General features: G+C 71.1%; 16 protein-coding genes. 9 read left to right on the top strand and 7 right to left on the bottom strand.

Translation table 11 applies throughout. The features are described from left to right. The first annotated feature begins 5 nt into the window (after positions 1–5). Positions 6–806: an SDR family NAD(P)-dependent oxidoreductase gene (locus tag GXW71_RS30295; protein WP_211856529.1), complete on the top strand. Its 801-nt coding sequence runs from the start codon at positions 6–8 to the stop codon at positions 804–806. 5 nt (positions 807–811) lie between these two features. Here GXW71_RS30295 and GXW71_RS30290 read toward each other — a convergent pair whose 3' ends face one another. Then, positions 812–1,831 (bottom strand): zinc-binding alcohol dehydrogenase family protein, encoded by a 1,020-nt coding sequence (locus GXW71_RS30290; protein ID WP_211856527.1) that lies wholly within the window; start codon positions 1,829–1,831, stop codon positions 812–814. A gap of 214 nt (positions 1,832–2,045) precedes the next feature. On the opposite strand from GXW71_RS30290, the gene GXW71_RS30285 reads away from it, so the two are divergent. From GXW71_RS30285 to GXW71_RS30275, 3 genes are all read left to right on the top strand, one after another. Further along, complete coding sequence (locus tag GXW71_RS30285) at positions 2,046–3,014, top strand: Bug family tripartite tricarboxylate transporter substrate binding protein (protein WP_211856525.1); 969 nt, start codon at positions 2,046–2,048, stop codon at positions 3,012–3,014. Continuing rightward, the gene (locus GXW71_RS30280; RefSeq protein ID WP_211856523.1) at positions 3,011–4,132 is read left to right on the top strand and encodes a hypothetical protein; all 1,122 of its coding nucleotides are present in this window, start codon (positions 3,011–3,013) and stop codon (positions 4,130–4,132) included. The genes GXW71_RS30285 and GXW71_RS30280 overlap by 4 nt, the downstream gene beginning before the upstream one ends. Positions 4,133–4,244: 112 nt before the next feature. After that, positions 4,245–4,964 carry a maleate cis-trans isomerase family protein gene (locus tag GXW71_RS30275; protein WP_211856521.1) on the top strand — a complete coding sequence of 240 codons (720 nt, stop codon included), beginning with the start codon at positions 4,245–4,247 and terminating at the stop codon, positions 4,962–4,964. A 34-nt stretch (positions 4,965–4,998) separates the two neighbouring features. Here the strand turns inward: GXW71_RS30275 and GXW71_RS30270 are convergent, their stop codons facing one another. Continuing rightward, positions 4,999–5,571, bottom strand: coding sequence for a GNAT family N-acetyltransferase (locus tag GXW71_RS30270; RefSeq protein ID WP_211856519.1), 573 nt, complete (start codon positions 5,569–5,571; stop codon positions 4,999–5,001). A 171-nt stretch (positions 5,572–5,742) separates the two neighbouring features. Here GXW71_RS30270 and GXW71_RS30265 point away from each other — a divergent pair, with 171 nt between their 5' ends. Further along, positions 5,743–6,270 (top strand): GrpB family protein, encoded by a 528-nt coding sequence (locus GXW71_RS30265; RefSeq protein ID WP_246527031.1) that lies wholly within the window; start codon positions 5,743–5,745, stop codon positions 6,268–6,270. 66 nt (positions 6,271–6,336) lie between these two features. Here GXW71_RS30265 and GXW71_RS30260 read toward each other — a convergent pair whose 3' ends face one another. Both GXW71_RS30260 and GXW71_RS30255 read right to left on the bottom strand, forming a co-directional pair. Beyond that, positions 6,337–7,347 carry a DUF2891 domain-containing protein gene (locus GXW71_RS30260; protein ID WP_211856517.1) on the bottom strand — a complete coding sequence of 337 codons (1,011 nt, stop codon included), beginning with the start codon at positions 7,345–7,347 and terminating at the stop codon, positions 6,337–6,339. 3 nt (positions 7,348–7,350) lie between these two features. After that, positions 7,351–8,256, bottom strand: a complete 906-nt coding sequence (locus GXW71_RS30255) for a LysR substrate-binding domain-containing protein (RefSeq protein WP_211856515.1) — start codon at positions 8,254–8,256, stop codon at positions 7,351–7,353. 128 nt (positions 8,257–8,384) lie between these two features. Between GXW71_RS30255 and GXW71_RS30250 the strand changes: the two genes are divergently transcribed. After that, complete coding sequence (locus GXW71_RS30250; RefSeq protein ID WP_211856513.1) at positions 8,385–9,146, top strand: dienelactone hydrolase family protein; 762 nt, start codon at positions 8,385–8,387, stop codon at positions 9,144–9,146. 10 nt (positions 9,147–9,156) lie between these two features. Further along, positions 9,157–9,903 carry a sulfite exporter TauE/SafE family protein gene (locus GXW71_RS30245; RefSeq protein ID WP_246527030.1) on the top strand — a complete coding sequence of 249 codons (747 nt, stop codon included), beginning with the start codon at positions 9,157–9,159 and terminating at the stop codon, positions 9,901–9,903. Between the two features lie 4 nt (positions 9,904–9,907). On the opposite strand, the gene GXW71_RS30240 is transcribed toward GXW71_RS30245, so the two are convergent. Genes GXW71_RS30240 through GXW71_RS30230 form a run of 3 tightly spaced genes read right to left on the bottom strand, consistent with a single transcriptional unit; the run spans position 9,908 to position 12,911 of the window. After that, entirely contained in the window at positions 9,908–10,927 is a 1,020-nt protein-coding gene (locus tag GXW71_RS30240) for an amino acid ABC transporter substrate-binding protein (protein WP_367617400.1), read from the bottom strand. Beyond that, complete coding sequence (locus GXW71_RS35040; RefSeq protein ID WP_211856511.1) at positions 10,924–11,748, bottom strand: IclR family transcriptional regulator; 825 nt, start codon at positions 11,746–11,748, stop codon at positions 10,924–10,926. Before GXW71_RS35040 ends, GXW71_RS30240 begins: the two co-directional genes overlap by 4 nt. Beyond that, complete coding sequence (locus GXW71_RS30230) at positions 11,745–12,911, bottom strand: aminotransferase class V-fold PLP-dependent enzyme (protein WP_211856509.1); 1,167 nt, start codon at positions 12,909–12,911, stop codon at positions 11,745–11,747. The genes GXW71_RS35040 and GXW71_RS30230 overlap by 4 nt, the downstream gene beginning before the upstream one ends. A 289-nt stretch (positions 12,912–13,200) precedes the next feature. Here GXW71_RS30230 and GXW71_RS30225 point away from each other — a divergent pair, with 289 nt between their 5' ends. Together GXW71_RS30225 and GXW71_RS30220 are read left to right on the top strand one after the other, a co-directional pair. Beyond that, the gene (locus tag GXW71_RS30225; RefSeq protein ID WP_211856502.1) at positions 13,201–14,145 is read left to right on the top strand and encodes a Bug family tripartite tricarboxylate transporter substrate binding protein; all 945 of its coding nucleotides are present in this window, start codon (positions 13,201–13,203) and stop codon (positions 14,143–14,145) included. Between the two features lie 132 nt (positions 14,146–14,277). After that, entirely contained in the window at positions 14,278–14,574 is a 297-nt protein-coding gene (locus GXW71_RS30220; protein ID WP_211856493.1) for a hypothetical protein, read from the top strand. Positions 14,575–14,766 lie beyond the last annotated feature (192 nt).

Below are 14,766 nucleotides of genomic sequence, written 5' to 3'. Positions count from 1 at the left end.
CAGGCATGTCCCGTAGATTCGAAGACAAGGTGGTGATCGTGACCGGCGCCGGCTCGGTCGGCACGGGCTGGGGCAATGGCCGCGCCGCAGCGGTCGGCTTCGCCCGCGAAGGCGCTATCGTCTATGGCGTCGACCGCGACCTCGCCGCCATGGACGAGACCGCGGCGCGCGCCACCGAGGCGGGCGGCCGCTTCGAGCGCGGCCAATGCGACGTGATGGACCATGCCTCCATCGCGCGCATGGTCGCCGATGCCCATGCGCGCTTCGGCCGCATCGACGTGCTGGTGAACAATGTCGGCGGCTCCGCCGCCGGCGGCCCGGTCGAGATGTCGGAGGAGGTCTGGGACACCCAGATCGACTACAATCTCAAGAGCGTCTTCCTGACCTGCAAGCATGTGCTGCCGATCATGGAAGCGCAGGGTGGCGGCGCAATCGTCAATGTCGCCTCCACCTCCGGCCTCCGCTGGACCGGCGCGGCGCAGGTCGCCTATGCGGCGTCGAAGGCGGGGGTGATCCAGCTCTCCCGCGTCGTCGCGATGCAATACGCGACCCGCGGCATCCGGGTGAACACGGTGGTCCCGGGCCAGATGCACACGCCGATGGTCGAGGTGCGGCTGGCCGGCCAGCGCGCCGGCGGCGACGCGCAGGCGCTGATCGCGCAACGCCTGGCGCGCATCCCGCTCGGTTTCGCCGGCGACGGCCGCGATACCGCCAATGCGGTGCTGTTCCTGGCCTCCGACGACGCGCGCTTCGTCACCGGCACCGAGATCGTGGTGGATGGCGGCATGACGGTGCGCTGCGGATAGGGCCCTCAGCCCCAGCCTTCCAGCACCAGCTTCCCGCGCGCGCGGCCGGCCTCGATGCGGGCATGGGTACGCCGCAGGGTGGCGGCGTCGATCGGACCCACGACCTCGGTCAACGTCGTGCGCAGTCGGCCGGCTTCGACGAGACCGGAGACCGCGGTCAGGATCTCGTGCTGACGGATCATATCGGCAGTGCCGAACAGGCTGCGCGTGAACATCAGCTCCCAGTGCAGGGCGGTCGATTTCTGCATCAGCGGCCGCATCTCGAAGGGCTTCGGCACCTCGATCAGCCCGACATGCCCCTGCGGCGCCAGCACCTGGTCGATCACCGGCAGGTGCTGGTCGATGGCGGTGGTGATGAAGACATAAGGCACATCCCCGATCTGCCCCGCCAGCGGGCGGCTGTGGTCCAGCACCGCATGCGCGCCGAGGTCGAGGCACCACTGCCGCGTCTCCGGCCGCGATGCGGTTGCCACCACAGTGAGCCCGGTCAGTTGCCGCGCGATCTGGATGGCCATGGAGCCGACCCCGCCGGCGCCGCCCACCACCAGCAGCGTCCCCCCGGCGGTGCCGGTGCCGCCGGCGCCGCCATGCTGCGGAATGCGGAAGCGTTCGAACAGCATCTCCCAGGCGGTCAGCGCGGTCAGCGGCATGGCCGCGGCTTCCGCGAAGCCGAGATTGCCTGGCATCGGCCCGACCAGCCGTTCGTCCACCAGATGCCGCGCGCTGTTGCAGCCCGGCCGATTGGCGGCCCCGGCATAGAAGACACGGTCGCCCGGCTTGAACAGGCTGACCTCCGACCCCGTCTCCAGCACCGTGCCGGCGGCATCCCAGCCGAGGACCAGGGGCGAGTCATCGGCGGCCGCCGGCGTGGTGCGCCGCCGCTTGGTATCGGCCGGATTGACCGAGACCGCCTCGACCTGGACCAGCAGGTCGCGGCCTCCCGACCGCGGATCCGGCAGATCGAGGTCGACCAAGCTGGCCGGATCCTCGATCGGGGCGGGGCGATAGCGGCCGACGGCTTTCATGCTCTACTCCCTTGCGCCGCGATGCGGGACGCCAGCGCAAGGTCAGGAGCAATCCGGGCGGGGTCAAGCGGGCACCGGGCAGGTGCGCCTGGTGCCGTTCGTCCTCCCCCTCGCCGGACCTGGAGCCGTGCAGCGGGACCTTCGCCTTCACAGCCTGGAGGGGTGCAGGCGAGGCGATTGTCGCGCTACTTTCGCTGCCGGTTGGAGGAACGTCATGAACCGTAGGCAGGCGGTACTGGGCCTCGGGGCGATCCTTGCCCGACCGGCCCTGGCGCAGGAATGGCGGCCCGGGCGCCCGATACGCCTGATCGTTCCCTTCGCGGCCGGTGCCTCCAGCGACACCATCGCGCGCCTGGTTGCCGCGCGCGTTGGCGCTGCGCTCGGAACCTCCTTCGCCATCGACAACCGGGCGGGGGCCGGCGGCCTGCTGGCCTGCCAATGGGTCGCCCGCGCGGCGCCGGATGGCACGACCCTTCTCTGGGGCGGCGGCACCGCGCTGACCCACGCGGCACTGCAACGCGATCCCGGATACGACGTGCTCAGGGACTTCACGCCGATCGCCACCATCGTCGAGAATCCGGCGCTGCTGGCCGTACGCCCGGCCGCGCCCTGGCAGGATGCGCGTGCGCTGTTCGCAGCGGCGACATCCGATACGGGCGGGTTGCGCTACGGCTCCGGCGGCGTCGGCACGCCCGCCCACATGGCAGCCGCCGCGATGCTGAAGAGCATCGGCGCGGAGGGCGTCCATGTCCCCTATCGTGGCGCCAACCAGGCGACAACAGCCGTGGAGACCGGCGAAGTCGATTTCGCCTTCGCCATCAGCAACATCGTCCTCCCCCGCCTCCGGCAGGACGCGGTGCGCGTGCTGCTCTCGACCGGGCAGCGGCGCATCCCCGCTTTGCCCAACATTCCGACGCTGGTGGAGATGGTGCCGGACGGGCCGGTGATCACCAGCGGCAGTTCGATCGTCGGTCCGGCGGGAATGCCATCGGCCGTCGTCCAGCGCCTGCATGCCGCGGTGAACGGCGTGCTGACGGAGGATGCCGGGCTGCGAGAGACGCTGACGCGCGAAGGTGGCGACATCACGCTGGCGCCGACGCCGGGAGCCTATGCCGCGGCCTGGGCGCCCGAATTCGCGCGTCTCAGGCGCCTGGTCGAGATCTCGGGAGTGCGGGTGGAATGAAGGCGTCCGAGTTCCTCGCGGCCTATGACCGCTTCGGTGAACGCCGCGCAGGTGGCGAAGGTGACGCCGCCGCCGCGGCCTGGCTGCGCGACCTGGCCGCGGGCACCGGCGCCACGGCCAGCCTGGTGCCAGTCGCCTTTCAGCGCTTCATCCCAGGCGCCGCCTGGCTGGAGGCGGATGGCCGGCACATCGAGGGCCTGCCCCTGTTCGACGGTGGCCTGACCGAAGGCATTGCTGGCGCCCTCGGGCCGCTCGGCTCCGCGGCGCCGATCGGTGTCGCCGTGCTGGAGCCGCGTGCCGCCAGCCTGCCCGGCAATGCCTTCGCCAAGGCCCGTCACGACAGCCGGCACGCTGCGATCGTCGTGTCGCTCCGCACCCAGCCGGACAGCCTGGCGCCGCTCAACGCGCATGACGCCGAGGCACCCTTCGGGCCGCCCGTGCTGCAGGTCGCGGGCCGGGAGGCCGCCTGGCTGGAGGGCCTGGCCGCGCGCGGCGCAAGCGCCAGGCTCGTCGCCACCGGCACGCGGCAGCCGGGCCTTTCGCACAATGTCCGTGCCGAGCTGCCCGGCACGGCGCCACCGCTGCTGCTGCTGACGCCGCGCACCTCCTGGTGGACCAGCACGGCCGAGCGTGGCGGTGGCGTGCTCGCCTGGCTGACCGCATTGGAGGCGCTGGCGCGCGCGCCGCGCTCGCGTGCCGTGGTCGCCCTGGCGAGCTGCGGGCACGAGCTCGGCCATCTCGGCGCGCATCATGCCTTCGCGCAGGAGCCGGCCCTGGCCAGTGACAGCGCTCTGGTGATCCATCTCGGCGCCAATCTCGGCTGCGCCGGCGCGGAGCACCTGGTGGTGCGGAGCAACGTGCCGGGCCTGGCGGAGCGGATGGCCGAGGCGCTGATTGCCGCGGGCCACCCCCGCGCGCCCCTCGACGTCGTCACCGGCGGCAAGGCGAATGGCGAGGCGCATGAGATCGAGGCGCGCGGTGGGCGCTATGTCTCGCTCATCGGCGACAATCCCTGGTTCCACACCGCGGAAGATCGCTGGCCACACAGCGTGGATGCAGTGCGGGCTGAGGCGATCGCGCGCGCCGCTGCCGCATTGGCCAGGGATGCGGCGCGGTGAGGCCCGACGCGGGCGATGGACCGCTATGCAGCCGGCCGGCCATGCGGCAGGGTATCGGCGCCTCCGTACCAGGGACTGCGACGGCACAACGCTCAGATCACAGGAGCTGGCAATGAAGGGTTGGCGCGCGCGCCTCGGCTTCCTGGTGCCCCCCGGCAACCCCACGGTGGAGCCGGAAATGTTCGCGCTGTGCCCGCCCGGCGTGTCCCTGCATTTCACCCGGATGAAGGCGGAAGGCCCCGCCGGCACGCATGACGGGCAGGCGGAGCGCAATCTCAGCCAGGTGGCCAGCCTACCCGATGCGGTGAAGCTGCTGGCGATGGTCTCCCCCAATGTCATCGCCCTGGCGCACACCGCCACGAGCTACACGCTGGGCCAGGAGCGCGAGGCGGCGCTGGTCGCGGAGATGGAGGCGCTCAGCGGCGCGCGCTTCATAACCGCCTTCGGCAGCACGCTGGCGGCGCTCGAATACCTGGGCTGCAAGCGCGTCGCCTATGGCACGCCCTATGCGGAGGCCACGACCCTGCAAGGCAAGCGGCACCTGGAAGCGCATGGCATCGAGGTGGTGAGCCACGGCATGCTGGCGAATGTCCGCAATATCTACGAGGAGAACGAGGAACGCGCCTACGCCATCGCGCGCGCGGTGGATCGGCCGGAGGCCGATGCGGTGTTCCTCAGCGGCACCGGCATGCCCACCATCGATGCCATCCAGGTGCTGGAGGACGATCTGGGCAAGCCGGTGGTCTCGGCCGCGTCGGCCACGATGTGGAACGCGCTGCGTCTGGCGGGCGTGAAGCCCGCCCGGCCAGGTTACGGCCGGCTCTTCGCCTGACGCGGGGCCCGCCGCCCGGCCCGCACCGGCGGCTTCACCTCTCCAGCAGCCGGCCGAGGTCGCGCCAGCCATAGGCGAGCTCGGTCAGCGTCATCTCCTCGCGCTTCTCCTCTTTCCGGCCGATGACCTCACCCCCAAGCCGCTCGTAGAAACGGCGCGCCGGCGCGTTCCGCTCCAGCACCCAGAGACTTGCCGCCTGGTGGCCGCGCTGCAACAGCGCCCGGGCCAACGCCGCCATCAGCGCCACGCCGAGGCCCCGCCTCTGCGCATCGCGCAGGATGTAGATGGCGCCGATCTCGGCGGTGCAGCCCTGCTCGCGCAACGCCGGGGTCCGCTGCACGCCGCAGGAAGCGAAGCCGAGCATGCCGTTCTCGCGCTCAGCCACGAAGGTGGCGATGCTGCCGACCTCCTCCGGCCGGCTCAGGATGCCGTCCCATATCCCGGTCCGGCGCGCGACCGAGAGCCCGGCGAGCACGGCATCCGGCATGAGGCCGGCATAGCTCTCCCGCCACGCCGCCACATGCACGGCCGCGATGGCGGCGGCATCGGCCGGGATGGCGGCACGGATCCTCGGCGGCGGGGCGTTCCTGATATCTGCGTCGGTCATCCCGCGGACTCTAGGCCGGGACAGCCGGCACGCCAGCATCCAGGCTTCTGAGCGACCTCTTCCGCCATCACGCCATCACGACCTTCTCGGTTCCGCCGGTTGCTTTGCGGATCGCTTGAATCGATGCGCTCCTGGTAGAGCCCGTTTGGGAAAGCCGTCAGCGGGAGATCCATGGTGGATGAAGTCTGGATCGCCGATTACGATCCACGCTGGCCCGCGATGTACGCGGCGGAGGCAGCGCGCCTGAGGGCTGCCCTGCCGCCCGGCCTCGTCCTGGCCATGGAGCATTTCGGCAGCACCGCCATTCCCGGCATGGCGGCGAAGCCAGTCATCGATATCCTGGTGGCAGTTCCCACCATCGAGGACGCACGAAGGCTCGCCGTCGGGCCCATGGAGGCGCTCGGCTACGCATTCTGGGCGGACAACCCGCGGCGTGATCGCCTGTTCTTCGTCAAAGGACTGCCGCCCGCGGCGCCACACCGCACGCACCACGTCCACATGACCGAGACCAGCGGCGAGATGTGGCAGCGCCTGCTATTCCGGGATTACCTGCGGGCGCATCCCGACGAGGCCGCGAACTACGCCGCCCTGAAGCGCCAGCTCGCCGTGCGGCACGGCGCGGACAGGGAGGCCTACACCGCCGAGAAGACGGCATTCGTGGATGCGATCCTGGAGCGGGCAAGCCAGAGGACGAAGTGAGCGCCGGTCGAGTTCCGGCCAGACGCCATCCGCAGGTGCCGAAGGCATAGGGGTCATCCACCGACCTCAGCCCACCTCCAGCGCCAGCACCGCGAAGCTCGCGAGCCAGTGCTCGCCCATGTAGTCGCCGGCGATATGCGGCAGGCCGGCCGCCAGATGCCGCATGGCGGCCTCCTCGGCGGCGGCGCGGCGGGCATCCTCCGGCGGCAACGCCGCGGCGATCGCGTGCCAGCACCAGGCGCGGCTCAGGTTCAACCCGTCGAGATGCGCGATCTTGCCGTCGCTGCGGTCGGTCACCGTCGCCGGCCGGAACAGCGTCGCGGGCTCGCCCTCCGCGATGCGCGGCAGGAAGCACGCGAGCCAGGGGGAAAACTCCGCCGCCGGCAGCAAATGCCGCATGCATTCCGCCTCGATCAGCGCCGGGGAGAGGAAATCGTCGCCGCTCGGCTCGCCCCAGGCCGGGCAACCGGCGTCCGCCCCGTACCAGCGCCGCGCGGTGTCGCGCAGCAGGGCCGTCAGCCCGGCATCCCCGGTGGCCTCGGCATAGTCCGCCGCCATGCGCAGCCCGAAACCCGTGTTGAAATGCGTGCCGGCCCTGACCGGATAGGTCGCGATCGGCAGGAAGTCGCGGAAGCGCTGCGCGAAGATCTCGGCGAGCGGCGCCAGAGTCCAAGACCAGCGCGGATCGTCCTGGCGCGCCAGTTCCTCCGCGAGCTTCAGCAGCCAGGCCCAGCCATAGGGGCGCTTGAAGCCGCGCGCGGTCGGCCGCATCAGATAGGCGCATTCGCCGGCGACCTTGTCCGCGGTGAACTGCGCATCGAAGAGCGCGCGGATCGCGGCGGCGGCCGGGATCTCCGGAAAGCGGCGCAGCAGCCGCGCCAGCATCCAGTGGCTGTGCACGCAGGAATGCCAGTCGTAGCTGCCATGGAAGATGGGATGCAGGGCGCTCGGCGGGCGGGCGTCCTCCGGCCCGGCCAGCACATGGTCCGGGTTGTTCGGATATTCGCGGCGGACATGCGCGAGCGCGATGCGGGCGAATCGCTCGGCGAGATCGGCGGTGAGATGCGTTTGGTCCATCGGTCAGCCTGATTCCGCGCGCAGCCCCTCGCGGGCGAGATGCTCCACCAGGCGACGCGCATGCGCCGGCAGTTGGACCATGCTGCGCACGCAGATGCCAAGCCGCCGCTCGGCCCAGGGATCTGTGAGCGGCACGGCGCGGATGCCGAGCGCGCGATGGCAGCGCTCCGCCGCGGTGCGCGGTACGATGCCGAGGCCGGCGCCCGCACCCACCAGCCGGCAGACGGCGTCGAAGCCGCGGACGCGGATGCGGAGCCGAAGCTTGCGCCGGGCGCTCGCGGCATGGCGCGCGAGATGCTCCTGCAAGGCGGCATCTTCCGACAGCCCGACGAAGTCGCAATCGAGGGTTTCGCGGAAGGCCACCGAACGACGCCGCGCCAGGACATGACCGCGCGGCACGATCAGCACCAGCCGGTCGAGGCGGAAGGGCAGCACCTCGAGCCCGGCGGGCTCGGCCCAATCGGCGACGATGCCGGCATCGGCCTGGCCGCCGGCCACCGCCTCGACGATCGCAGGACTCGGCCGCTCCTCGAGATCGACATCGACATTCGGGTGCTCCACGAGCCAGAGCGCCAGGAGATCGGGCAGGAACTCGCTGACCGCGGCGGTGTTGGCGAGCAGCCGCACATGCCCCTTGAGCCCGCGCGCATAATCGTCGAGCTCGCCACGCATGCGCTCGAGCTGCGCCAGCACCGCCTGCGCGTGGTAGGCGAGCACGCGCCCGGCCGGCGAAGGCGAGACGCCGCGCCGCCCGCGCACCAGCAGGGGCGTGCCGAGCGTCTCCTCCATGCCCTTGATGCGGGCACTCGCCGAGGCGAGCGCCAGCGCCGCACGATCGGCGCCACGGGTGATGCTGCCCGCCTCCACGGTCGCCAGGAACAGGCGCAAATCCCTCAGATCGAAACGCATCCGCCGCCTCCCTCTGCCTTCGTCCCGACCGAAGGCAGGCTTCCCGAAAGCCAGATTGTCCGCCCAGGCACGCATGAGCAAGGTCGCCGCATGCGGAGCGGGGACGGATCGCGATGGGAAGGCTTTTGATGTCCGGCGTTGCCGCCGCCATCGCGGCCGCGGCCGGCGCGACAGCGGCGCATGCCGATGGCGGGCGGCCGGAGCCCTTTCAGCCCGGGAACCCCGCCGTCGCTGGCGTCCTGTCTTTGCCTTCGGCGCCGGCGGGCGAGCGGATGCCGGCCGTGGTGATCCTTCCCGATGCGCTCGGCCCGGATGGGCGCGCCGATGCCTATGTGTTGGCGCTCAACGCAGCGGGGCTGCTGGTACTGGAAGTCCATGCGGAGGCGGTGACGGAGGCCGCTGCCGTGGCCGTACAGGCGCTCGCCCGCGACCCGCGCGTGCTGCCGGGGCGCATCGGCCTGCTCGGCTTCGGCGCCGGCGGCCGCGCGGCGTTGCTGGCGGGGGACCCGATCGCCGCCCGGGCCGCGCTCTATCCTGGCTGCATCGGGCTCGAAGCCGAGCTCGCCCGGCAGGAGGCCGCGATCGCCTCCCCCGTCCTGCTCCTGCACGGCGATCGCGATGCGGCGAATCCCAGGGCCGCCTGCGCCGAGTTGGTCTCCGCCCTCGCGATCCGGGCACGGGCGGAGCGTGCCGAGATCGCCGGCGCCGGTTATGCCTGGGACCGGCCCGGCCTCGGCCCCGAAGGGCCCGCCCTGCTGCCGCGGCCGGATGGCGCCGGCCGGATCCGGGCCGCCCATGATCCGCGAGGCCAGGAGGACTCCGTCGCCCGCGTCGCCGCCTGGATGGCACGCGCGCTCTCGACGGCGGGCGACGCATCCCGTGTCCGCTGAGGCCATGTCGATGGATCTTTCGAGCGGCACCGCCATCGCCGCGGTCTTCCTGCTCGCCGGCATCGTGAAGGGCGTCGTCGGCCTCGGTCTGCCGACGCTGTCCATGGGGCTGCTGACGCTCATGGTCTCGCCCGCGCAGGCGGCGACGCTGCTGCTCGCACCCTCCTTCGTCACCAATCTCTGGCAGATGGCGGTGGGACCGCATTTCCGGGCGCTGCTGATCCGCCTTTGGCCGCTGCTCGGCGCCGCCGTCATCGGGACCCTCGCCGGCGCCGGCTCGCTCAGCGGCGGCAATGCCGCGGTGGCGGCGATCGCGCTCGGCGTCGTGCTGATCGCCTATGCCGCCGTCGCGCTCTGGGCGCCGCGGCTCAAGGTGCCGAAAGCCGCCGAACCCTGGCTCGGGCCGCTCACCGGGCTGGCGACCGGCTTCGTGACCGGGGCCACCGGCGTCTTCGTGGTGCCGGCCGTGCCCTATCTCCAGGCGATCGGGCTCGAGAAGGATGCGCTGGTGCAGGCGCTCGGCCTCTCCTTCACAGTCTCGACCCTGGCGCTCGGCGCCGGGCTCGCGCTGCACGACGCCTTCGCCTCCTCGGAGATCCTGGCGTCGCTGCTGGCCCTGGCGCCCGCGCTGATCGGCATGATGCTCGGCCAGTGGATCCGGGCCCGGGTGGAGCCGCGCATCTTCCGCCTCTGGTTCCTGGCCTCGCTCGCGGTGCTCGGCGGCTGGCTGGCGCTGGCGCCGCTGCTCCAGGGGTGAAGAGCTACCGCAGCGGCAGCGCGTACATCAGCCCGCCTCGGGTCCAGAGCTCGTTCTGTCCACGCTCCAGCCCGATCGGCGAGCCGCGGCCGAGATGGCGCTCGAAGATCTCGCCGTAGTTGCCGACCGCGCGGATGGCGTTGAAGGCCCAGTCCTCCGACAGGCCAAGCGCGCGCCCGAAGCCCGGCGTGACGCCGAGGATGCGCTGGATATTGGGATCCTGGGAGCCGCGCATCTCCTGGACATTCGCCCGGGTGAGCCCGATCTCCTCCGCCTCGATCAGCAGCATCAGCGTCCAGGCGACGATGTCGCGCCATTCCTCATCGCCATGGCGGACCAGGGGACCGAGCGGCTCCTTGCTGATCCGGTCCGGCAGGATCACGTGATCGGCCGGGTTGCGCAGCGCCGTGGCGCGGAGTGCGGCAAGCTGCGAGGAATCCGTCGTCAGCGCGTCGCAGCGGCCCGACTGGTAGGCGGCCACCATCTCGTCCATCGAGCTCAGCACGACCGGACGAAGCTGTATGCGCTCGCGCCGGTTGAAGTCGGCGAGGTTCAACTCGGTGGTCGAGCCGGGCAGGACGCAGACCGAGGCGCCGTCCAGATCCCGGGCCCTGGCGACCCCCGAGGCCTTGGTCACCATGAAGGCCTGGCCGTCGTAGAAATTCACCCCGGCCATGTTGAAGCCGAGCGACGTATCGCGCGTCAGGGTCTGGGTGACGTTGCGCGCCAGCACGTCGATCTCGCCCGATTGCAACGCGACGAAGCGCGTCTGGTAGCTGGTGGGCACGAAGCGCACCTTGCTCGCGTCGCCGAGCGTGGCGGCGGCGACGGCGCGGCAGAAATCCGCGTCCAGCCCCTGGAAGACACCGCGGCTATCCGGGGTGGAGAAGCCGGCGACGCCCTGGTTGACGCCGCAGACGAGCTGGCCGCGCGCCCGCACCGCCTCGAGCGTCGGGCCGGCGGCGGCGGGCGCCGCCCAGCAGGCGGGGAGAAGGGCCAGCAGGCCGAGCCAATGGCGCATCATCGCGTCGTCTCCTGAAGCTGCGGAGTGGTGCAGGCCGCGGGGGCATTCTCCGCCGTCTCTCCCCCGACGAAAGTCTCGCCCAGGCGCGCGGCGGTGCGGCGCAGGGCATCCAGGTGGCGCGTCGGCCCCTCCGGCCCCAGCCGGGCGAGCGGCACCGTGACGCCGAGTGCGGCCACCATGCCGCCCTGCCCGTCGCGGATCGGCACCGCGCAGCCGGCCACGCCCTCGGCGAATTCCTCCACCGTGGTGGCGAAGCCGCTGGCGCGGACCTCCTCCAACTGCCGCAGCAGCGCCTCGGGATCGGTGATGGTCCGTGCTGCGTGCCGGGCAAGCGCCAGGCTCTGCACCAGCTTAGCGCGCTGCCCCGGCGCCATCTCGGCGAGGAAGAGCTTGCCGCTGGAGGTGCAATGCAGCGGCGCGCGCCGCCCCGGTTCGAACTGCAGGCTGGCCGGACGCACTGCCCGCACCGTCGCGAAGTAGACAACCTGGGCGCCGCGCACCGCGCTGAGCTCCACCTGCTCACCCAGCGCATCGGCCAAGGTCTGGAGCAGGGCATTGCGCACGCCATCGCCGAAGGTGGCGGCGGAGACCTTGAAGGACAGCTCGACCAGGCGCGGCCCCACCACGAGCCGCTTGCTGCCCGGGCTGCGTTCGAGCCAGCCGGAATCGACCAGGCCGGCGACGATGCGGTGGACCGTCGGCAGCGGCATGCCGAGCGCTTCCGCCACCTCCGCGATGGCGATGGCGCGGCGCCGCTCGGCAACCGCGCCGAGCACCGCGAAGATCCGGGCCGTCGGCCCTTCCGGCGCGTCCTCCCTCACCCCGCCGCCAACGCCCGTTCAGGCATCGCGATGCGTCGGGCAAGGATCTCCACGAGCCTGTCCACGTCAGCCGCGGTGTTGAAGAGGCCAAAGGAGATGCGAATGCCGTCGCGCTCGGGCGAGACGCGGACATCGCTCGCGGTGAGGTAATTCAGCCACCCCTCGCCGGGCAGGTCGAGCACGTAGATATGGGCGCGCTGCGCACGGTCGCGCGGCCCGACGAGGCGGATGCCAAGCCGGTCCAGCGCGGCGATCAGCCGGTCGCCGAGCGCCAGGACATGGCGTTCGATGTTGCCGACGCCGACGCGCTCGATCAGGTCGAGCGCCGCCGAGAGGGCGTGCAGGTCGGGCAGGTTGAAGTTGCCGATCTCGAACCGGCCGGCACCGTGGCGCAGCTCCATCCGGTCGGGGCGGGCGATGAAGTCGGCCGGCGGCTCGGCGAGGCTTGCGGCGGCGAGGTAGGCGGGCTCCAGGCCCTGCAGCGCGGCATCGACATAGAGGAACCCCATCCCCTGCGGCACCAGCAGCCCCTTGTGGCACCCGGCCGCGACGAAGGCGGCGCCCATGCGCTTCACGTCGATCGGCAGCACGCCCACCGACTGCATGGCGTCGACCACGAGCAGGAGGCCGCGATCGCGGCAGAACCGGCCCAGCGCCTCCACGTCGAAGCGGTGGCCGGCATGGAAGGTGACATGGGAGATGGAGATGGCGCGGGTACGCGCATCCACATGCGGTGCGAAGGTGCCGATATCGGCGGTCCCGGCCGTCAGCGGCACGAACCGGGTCTCGACGCCCTTCCGGCGCAGGTTCAGGAAGGCATAGGCGTTGTTCGGATGATCGCCATGCACCATCAGGACGTTGTCGCCTGATACGAAGGGGATCGCGTTGGCCGCGATGTTCAGCCCTTCCGAGGTGTTCTTGGTGAAGGCGATCTCCTCCGGTGCCGCGCCGATGAAGGCGGCGAGGCGGGCGCGCACCGCCTCCACGCGCTGCAGCCAGACAGGCTTGGGACCGGCGCTCGCATGGCCCTCATCGTAGAAGCGATGCAGCGCGGCGCGGATGCTGGTCGCGAGCGGCGCCTGGTGCGCGGTGTCCAGGTAGAGCATCCGCTGCGCGGCCGGAAACTCGGCGCGAAGCGCCTCCAGATCGAAGGGGCCATGCATGGGTGATGTCGCCTCGCGCGGTTCCGAACCTCTGTCAGATGGCGGCCGAAGGATGACATCCGACAGGAGCGCATGCTGGTCGCGACCTCCTGTCGGCGACAACATGATTCTCATATTTCAGGAAGAAAACTTCCGGAATCCGATAATATAGGTGCCGAGCGGGTCTCCCGCCCGTGGCTGGAAACAGGCGGATGCACCCGTAAATCATTGGACGGTCGGAGGGCCGCCCGCTTAGCCTCTCCTCCACGCCTGCGGCCACAAGCAGGCGGCTGGGAAGGAGACGCGGCCCATGAGAGGTCTGGCGCGGCTGGCGGCCACACTGGCCGCCGGGCTCCTGTTTGCCATGGCGATCCCCGCAAAAGCGCAGGTCCAGATGATCGTGCCCTGGCCGGCCGGCGGCGGCACGGACATCATCGCCCGCCTCATACAGCCAGTCTTCGCCGAGGAACTCGGCGCACAGATCGTGATCCGCAATGTCGGCGGAGCCACCGGCACGATCGGCACGGCCGAGGTGGTCCGCTCGAAGCCCGACGGCACCACGCTGCTGCTCACTTCGATGGCCGCCGTCGTCATCCAGCCGAGCTTCCGCGCCAACCCGCCCTATTCGGTCGAACAGCTCGCGCCGGTCTGCCAGGTCGCCGAGGCGCCGGCCGTGCTGATGACGCCGAGGACCTCCGGCATCCGCGATGTCGCCGACATCGCCGCGCGGGCACGGGCAACGCCGGGGCAGATGCCCTATGCCTCGGGCGGGGTGGGCGGGATCGGCCATCTCGCGATGACGGGCCTGACCCGCGCCCTTGGCATCGAGATGAACCACGTCCCCTTCCGCGGATCGGGTGACAGCGTGCTTGCGATGCAGCAGGGCACCGTCCCGCTGCTGACGGCGGAGGCCAATCTGGTGCAGCAGTATGGCCTGCACGCGGTGGCCATCTTCGGTGAACGGCGACTTCCGGAGTATCCGGATGCCCCGACGCTGCGGGAGCTTGGCCATGACCTGGTGTACCCGCTCTGGACCGGCCTCTTCGCCCCGGCCGGCTCGCCGGAGGCCGTGATCCAGCGTATCGACGAGGCCTGCGCCCGGACCTTGCGCACACCCAGCGTGGTGCAGGGAATGACGCGCGCGGCACATCCGATCCGCTATCTCGGTCGTGCGGAATTCGGCGCCTATGTCCGGGCGGAGGCCGCGAAATACGCCGCGTTGATCACCGCCTCAGGGCTCCGGCAGGCGGAGTGACCGCATCTCCGCGCCATTCACTTTGGCGCTCGGTGTAATTTCCGCTGCGGACTCCATTGCGGCCAGCGGGCTGCCACGGATGAAAGCTCCCGCATGTCCCGAATGCATCAACGGGCAAGACCGTCACGGAGAGTGATTCCCGTCACCGCGGGCGGCGATGTCCCCGCCTATATCGCGATCGCCATCACCAGATGGCGTTCTTCAACGGTGCGATCCAACGACGGATCGCCTAGTGACAGGAAAAATTCCATTATGCGCTTTGCATTCGCGCTCATCATCGGCCTCGTCACCGTCGGCGCAGCCCAGGCCCAGACCTTCGCCGACCGGCCGAGCACGCCTCGGGAGCTGTCCACGACCTATCTGGATACGTCGACCCCGTCATTTTCGCGGTCGCACGCGCAGCAGTACAATACCGCGAACGGTCAGTGACCTCGGGCAGCGGCGAGGCTTGCCTCGCCGATGCACGCGCCCTGAACACGCGTGCGCTCCAGGGACCTGTTCCTTCCGTGAACAAGAGCGGAGCCTACCGCCCGCTTTCGGCCTCCCGCGCCGCCAGTTCGGCGAGCGCGGCGCGGGCGGCGCGCCGCACCTCCGGGGCGCCGCCACGCTGCGCCAGGGCCT

It is taken from the genome of Plastoroseomonas hellenica, from assembly GCF_018129085.1.
Lineage (GTDB): Bacteria > Pseudomonadota > Alphaproteobacteria > Acetobacterales > Acetobacteraceae > Plastoroseomonas > Plastoroseomonas hellenica.
This window is presented reverse-complemented; position numbering and strand designations above follow the sequence as displayed.

Coding starts and splice junctions, on each gene's coding strand:
- GXW71_RS30295 (WP_211856529.1), top strand. CDS start 6: ATGTCCCGTAGATTCGAAGACAAGGTGGTGATCGTGACCGGCGCCGGC.
- GXW71_RS30290 (WP_211856527.1), bottom strand. CDS start 1,831: ATGAAAGCCGTCGGCCGCTATCGCCCCGCCCCGATCGAGGATCCGGCC.
- GXW71_RS30285 (WP_211856525.1), top strand. CDS start 2,046: ATGAACCGTAGGCAGGCGGTACTGGGCCTCGGGGCGATCCTTGCCCGA.
- GXW71_RS30280 (WP_211856523.1), top strand. CDS start 3,011: ATGAAGGCGTCCGAGTTCCTCGCGGCCTATGACCGCTTCGGTGAACGC.
- GXW71_RS30275 (WP_211856521.1), top strand. CDS start 4,245: ATGAAGGGTTGGCGCGCGCGCCTCGGCTTCCTGGTGCCCCCCGGCAAC.
- GXW71_RS30270 (WP_211856519.1), bottom strand. CDS start 5,571: ATGACCGACGCAGATATCAGGAACGCCCCGCCGCCGAGGATCCGTGCC.
- GXW71_RS30265 (WP_246527031.1), top strand. CDS start 5,743: ATGGTGGATGAAGTCTGGATCGCCGATTACGATCCACGCTGGCCCGCG.
- GXW71_RS30260 (WP_211856517.1), bottom strand. CDS start 7,347: ATGGACCAAACGCATCTCACCGCCGATCTCGCCGAGCGATTCGCCCGC.
- GXW71_RS30255 (WP_211856515.1), bottom strand. CDS start 8,256: ATGCGTTTCGATCTGAGGGATTTGCGCCTGTTCCTGGCGACCGTGGAG.
- GXW71_RS30250 (WP_211856513.1), top strand. CDS start 8,385: ATGTCCGGCGTTGCCGCCGCCATCGCGGCCGCGGCCGGCGCGACAGCG.
- GXW71_RS30245 (WP_246527030.1), top strand. CDS start 9,157: ATGGATCTTTCGAGCGGCACCGCCATCGCCGCGGTCTTCCTGCTCGCC.
- GXW71_RS30240 (WP_367617400.1), bottom strand. CDS start 10,927: ATGATGCGCCATTGGCTCGGCCTGCTGGCCCTTCTCCCCGCCTGCTGG.
- GXW71_RS30230 (WP_211856509.1), bottom strand. CDS start 12,911: ATGCATGGCCCCTTCGATCTGGAGGCGCTTCGCGCCGAGTTTCCGGCC.
- GXW71_RS30225 (WP_211856502.1), top strand. CDS start 13,201: ATGAGAGGTCTGGCGCGGCTGGCGGCCACACTGGCCGCCGGGCTCCTG.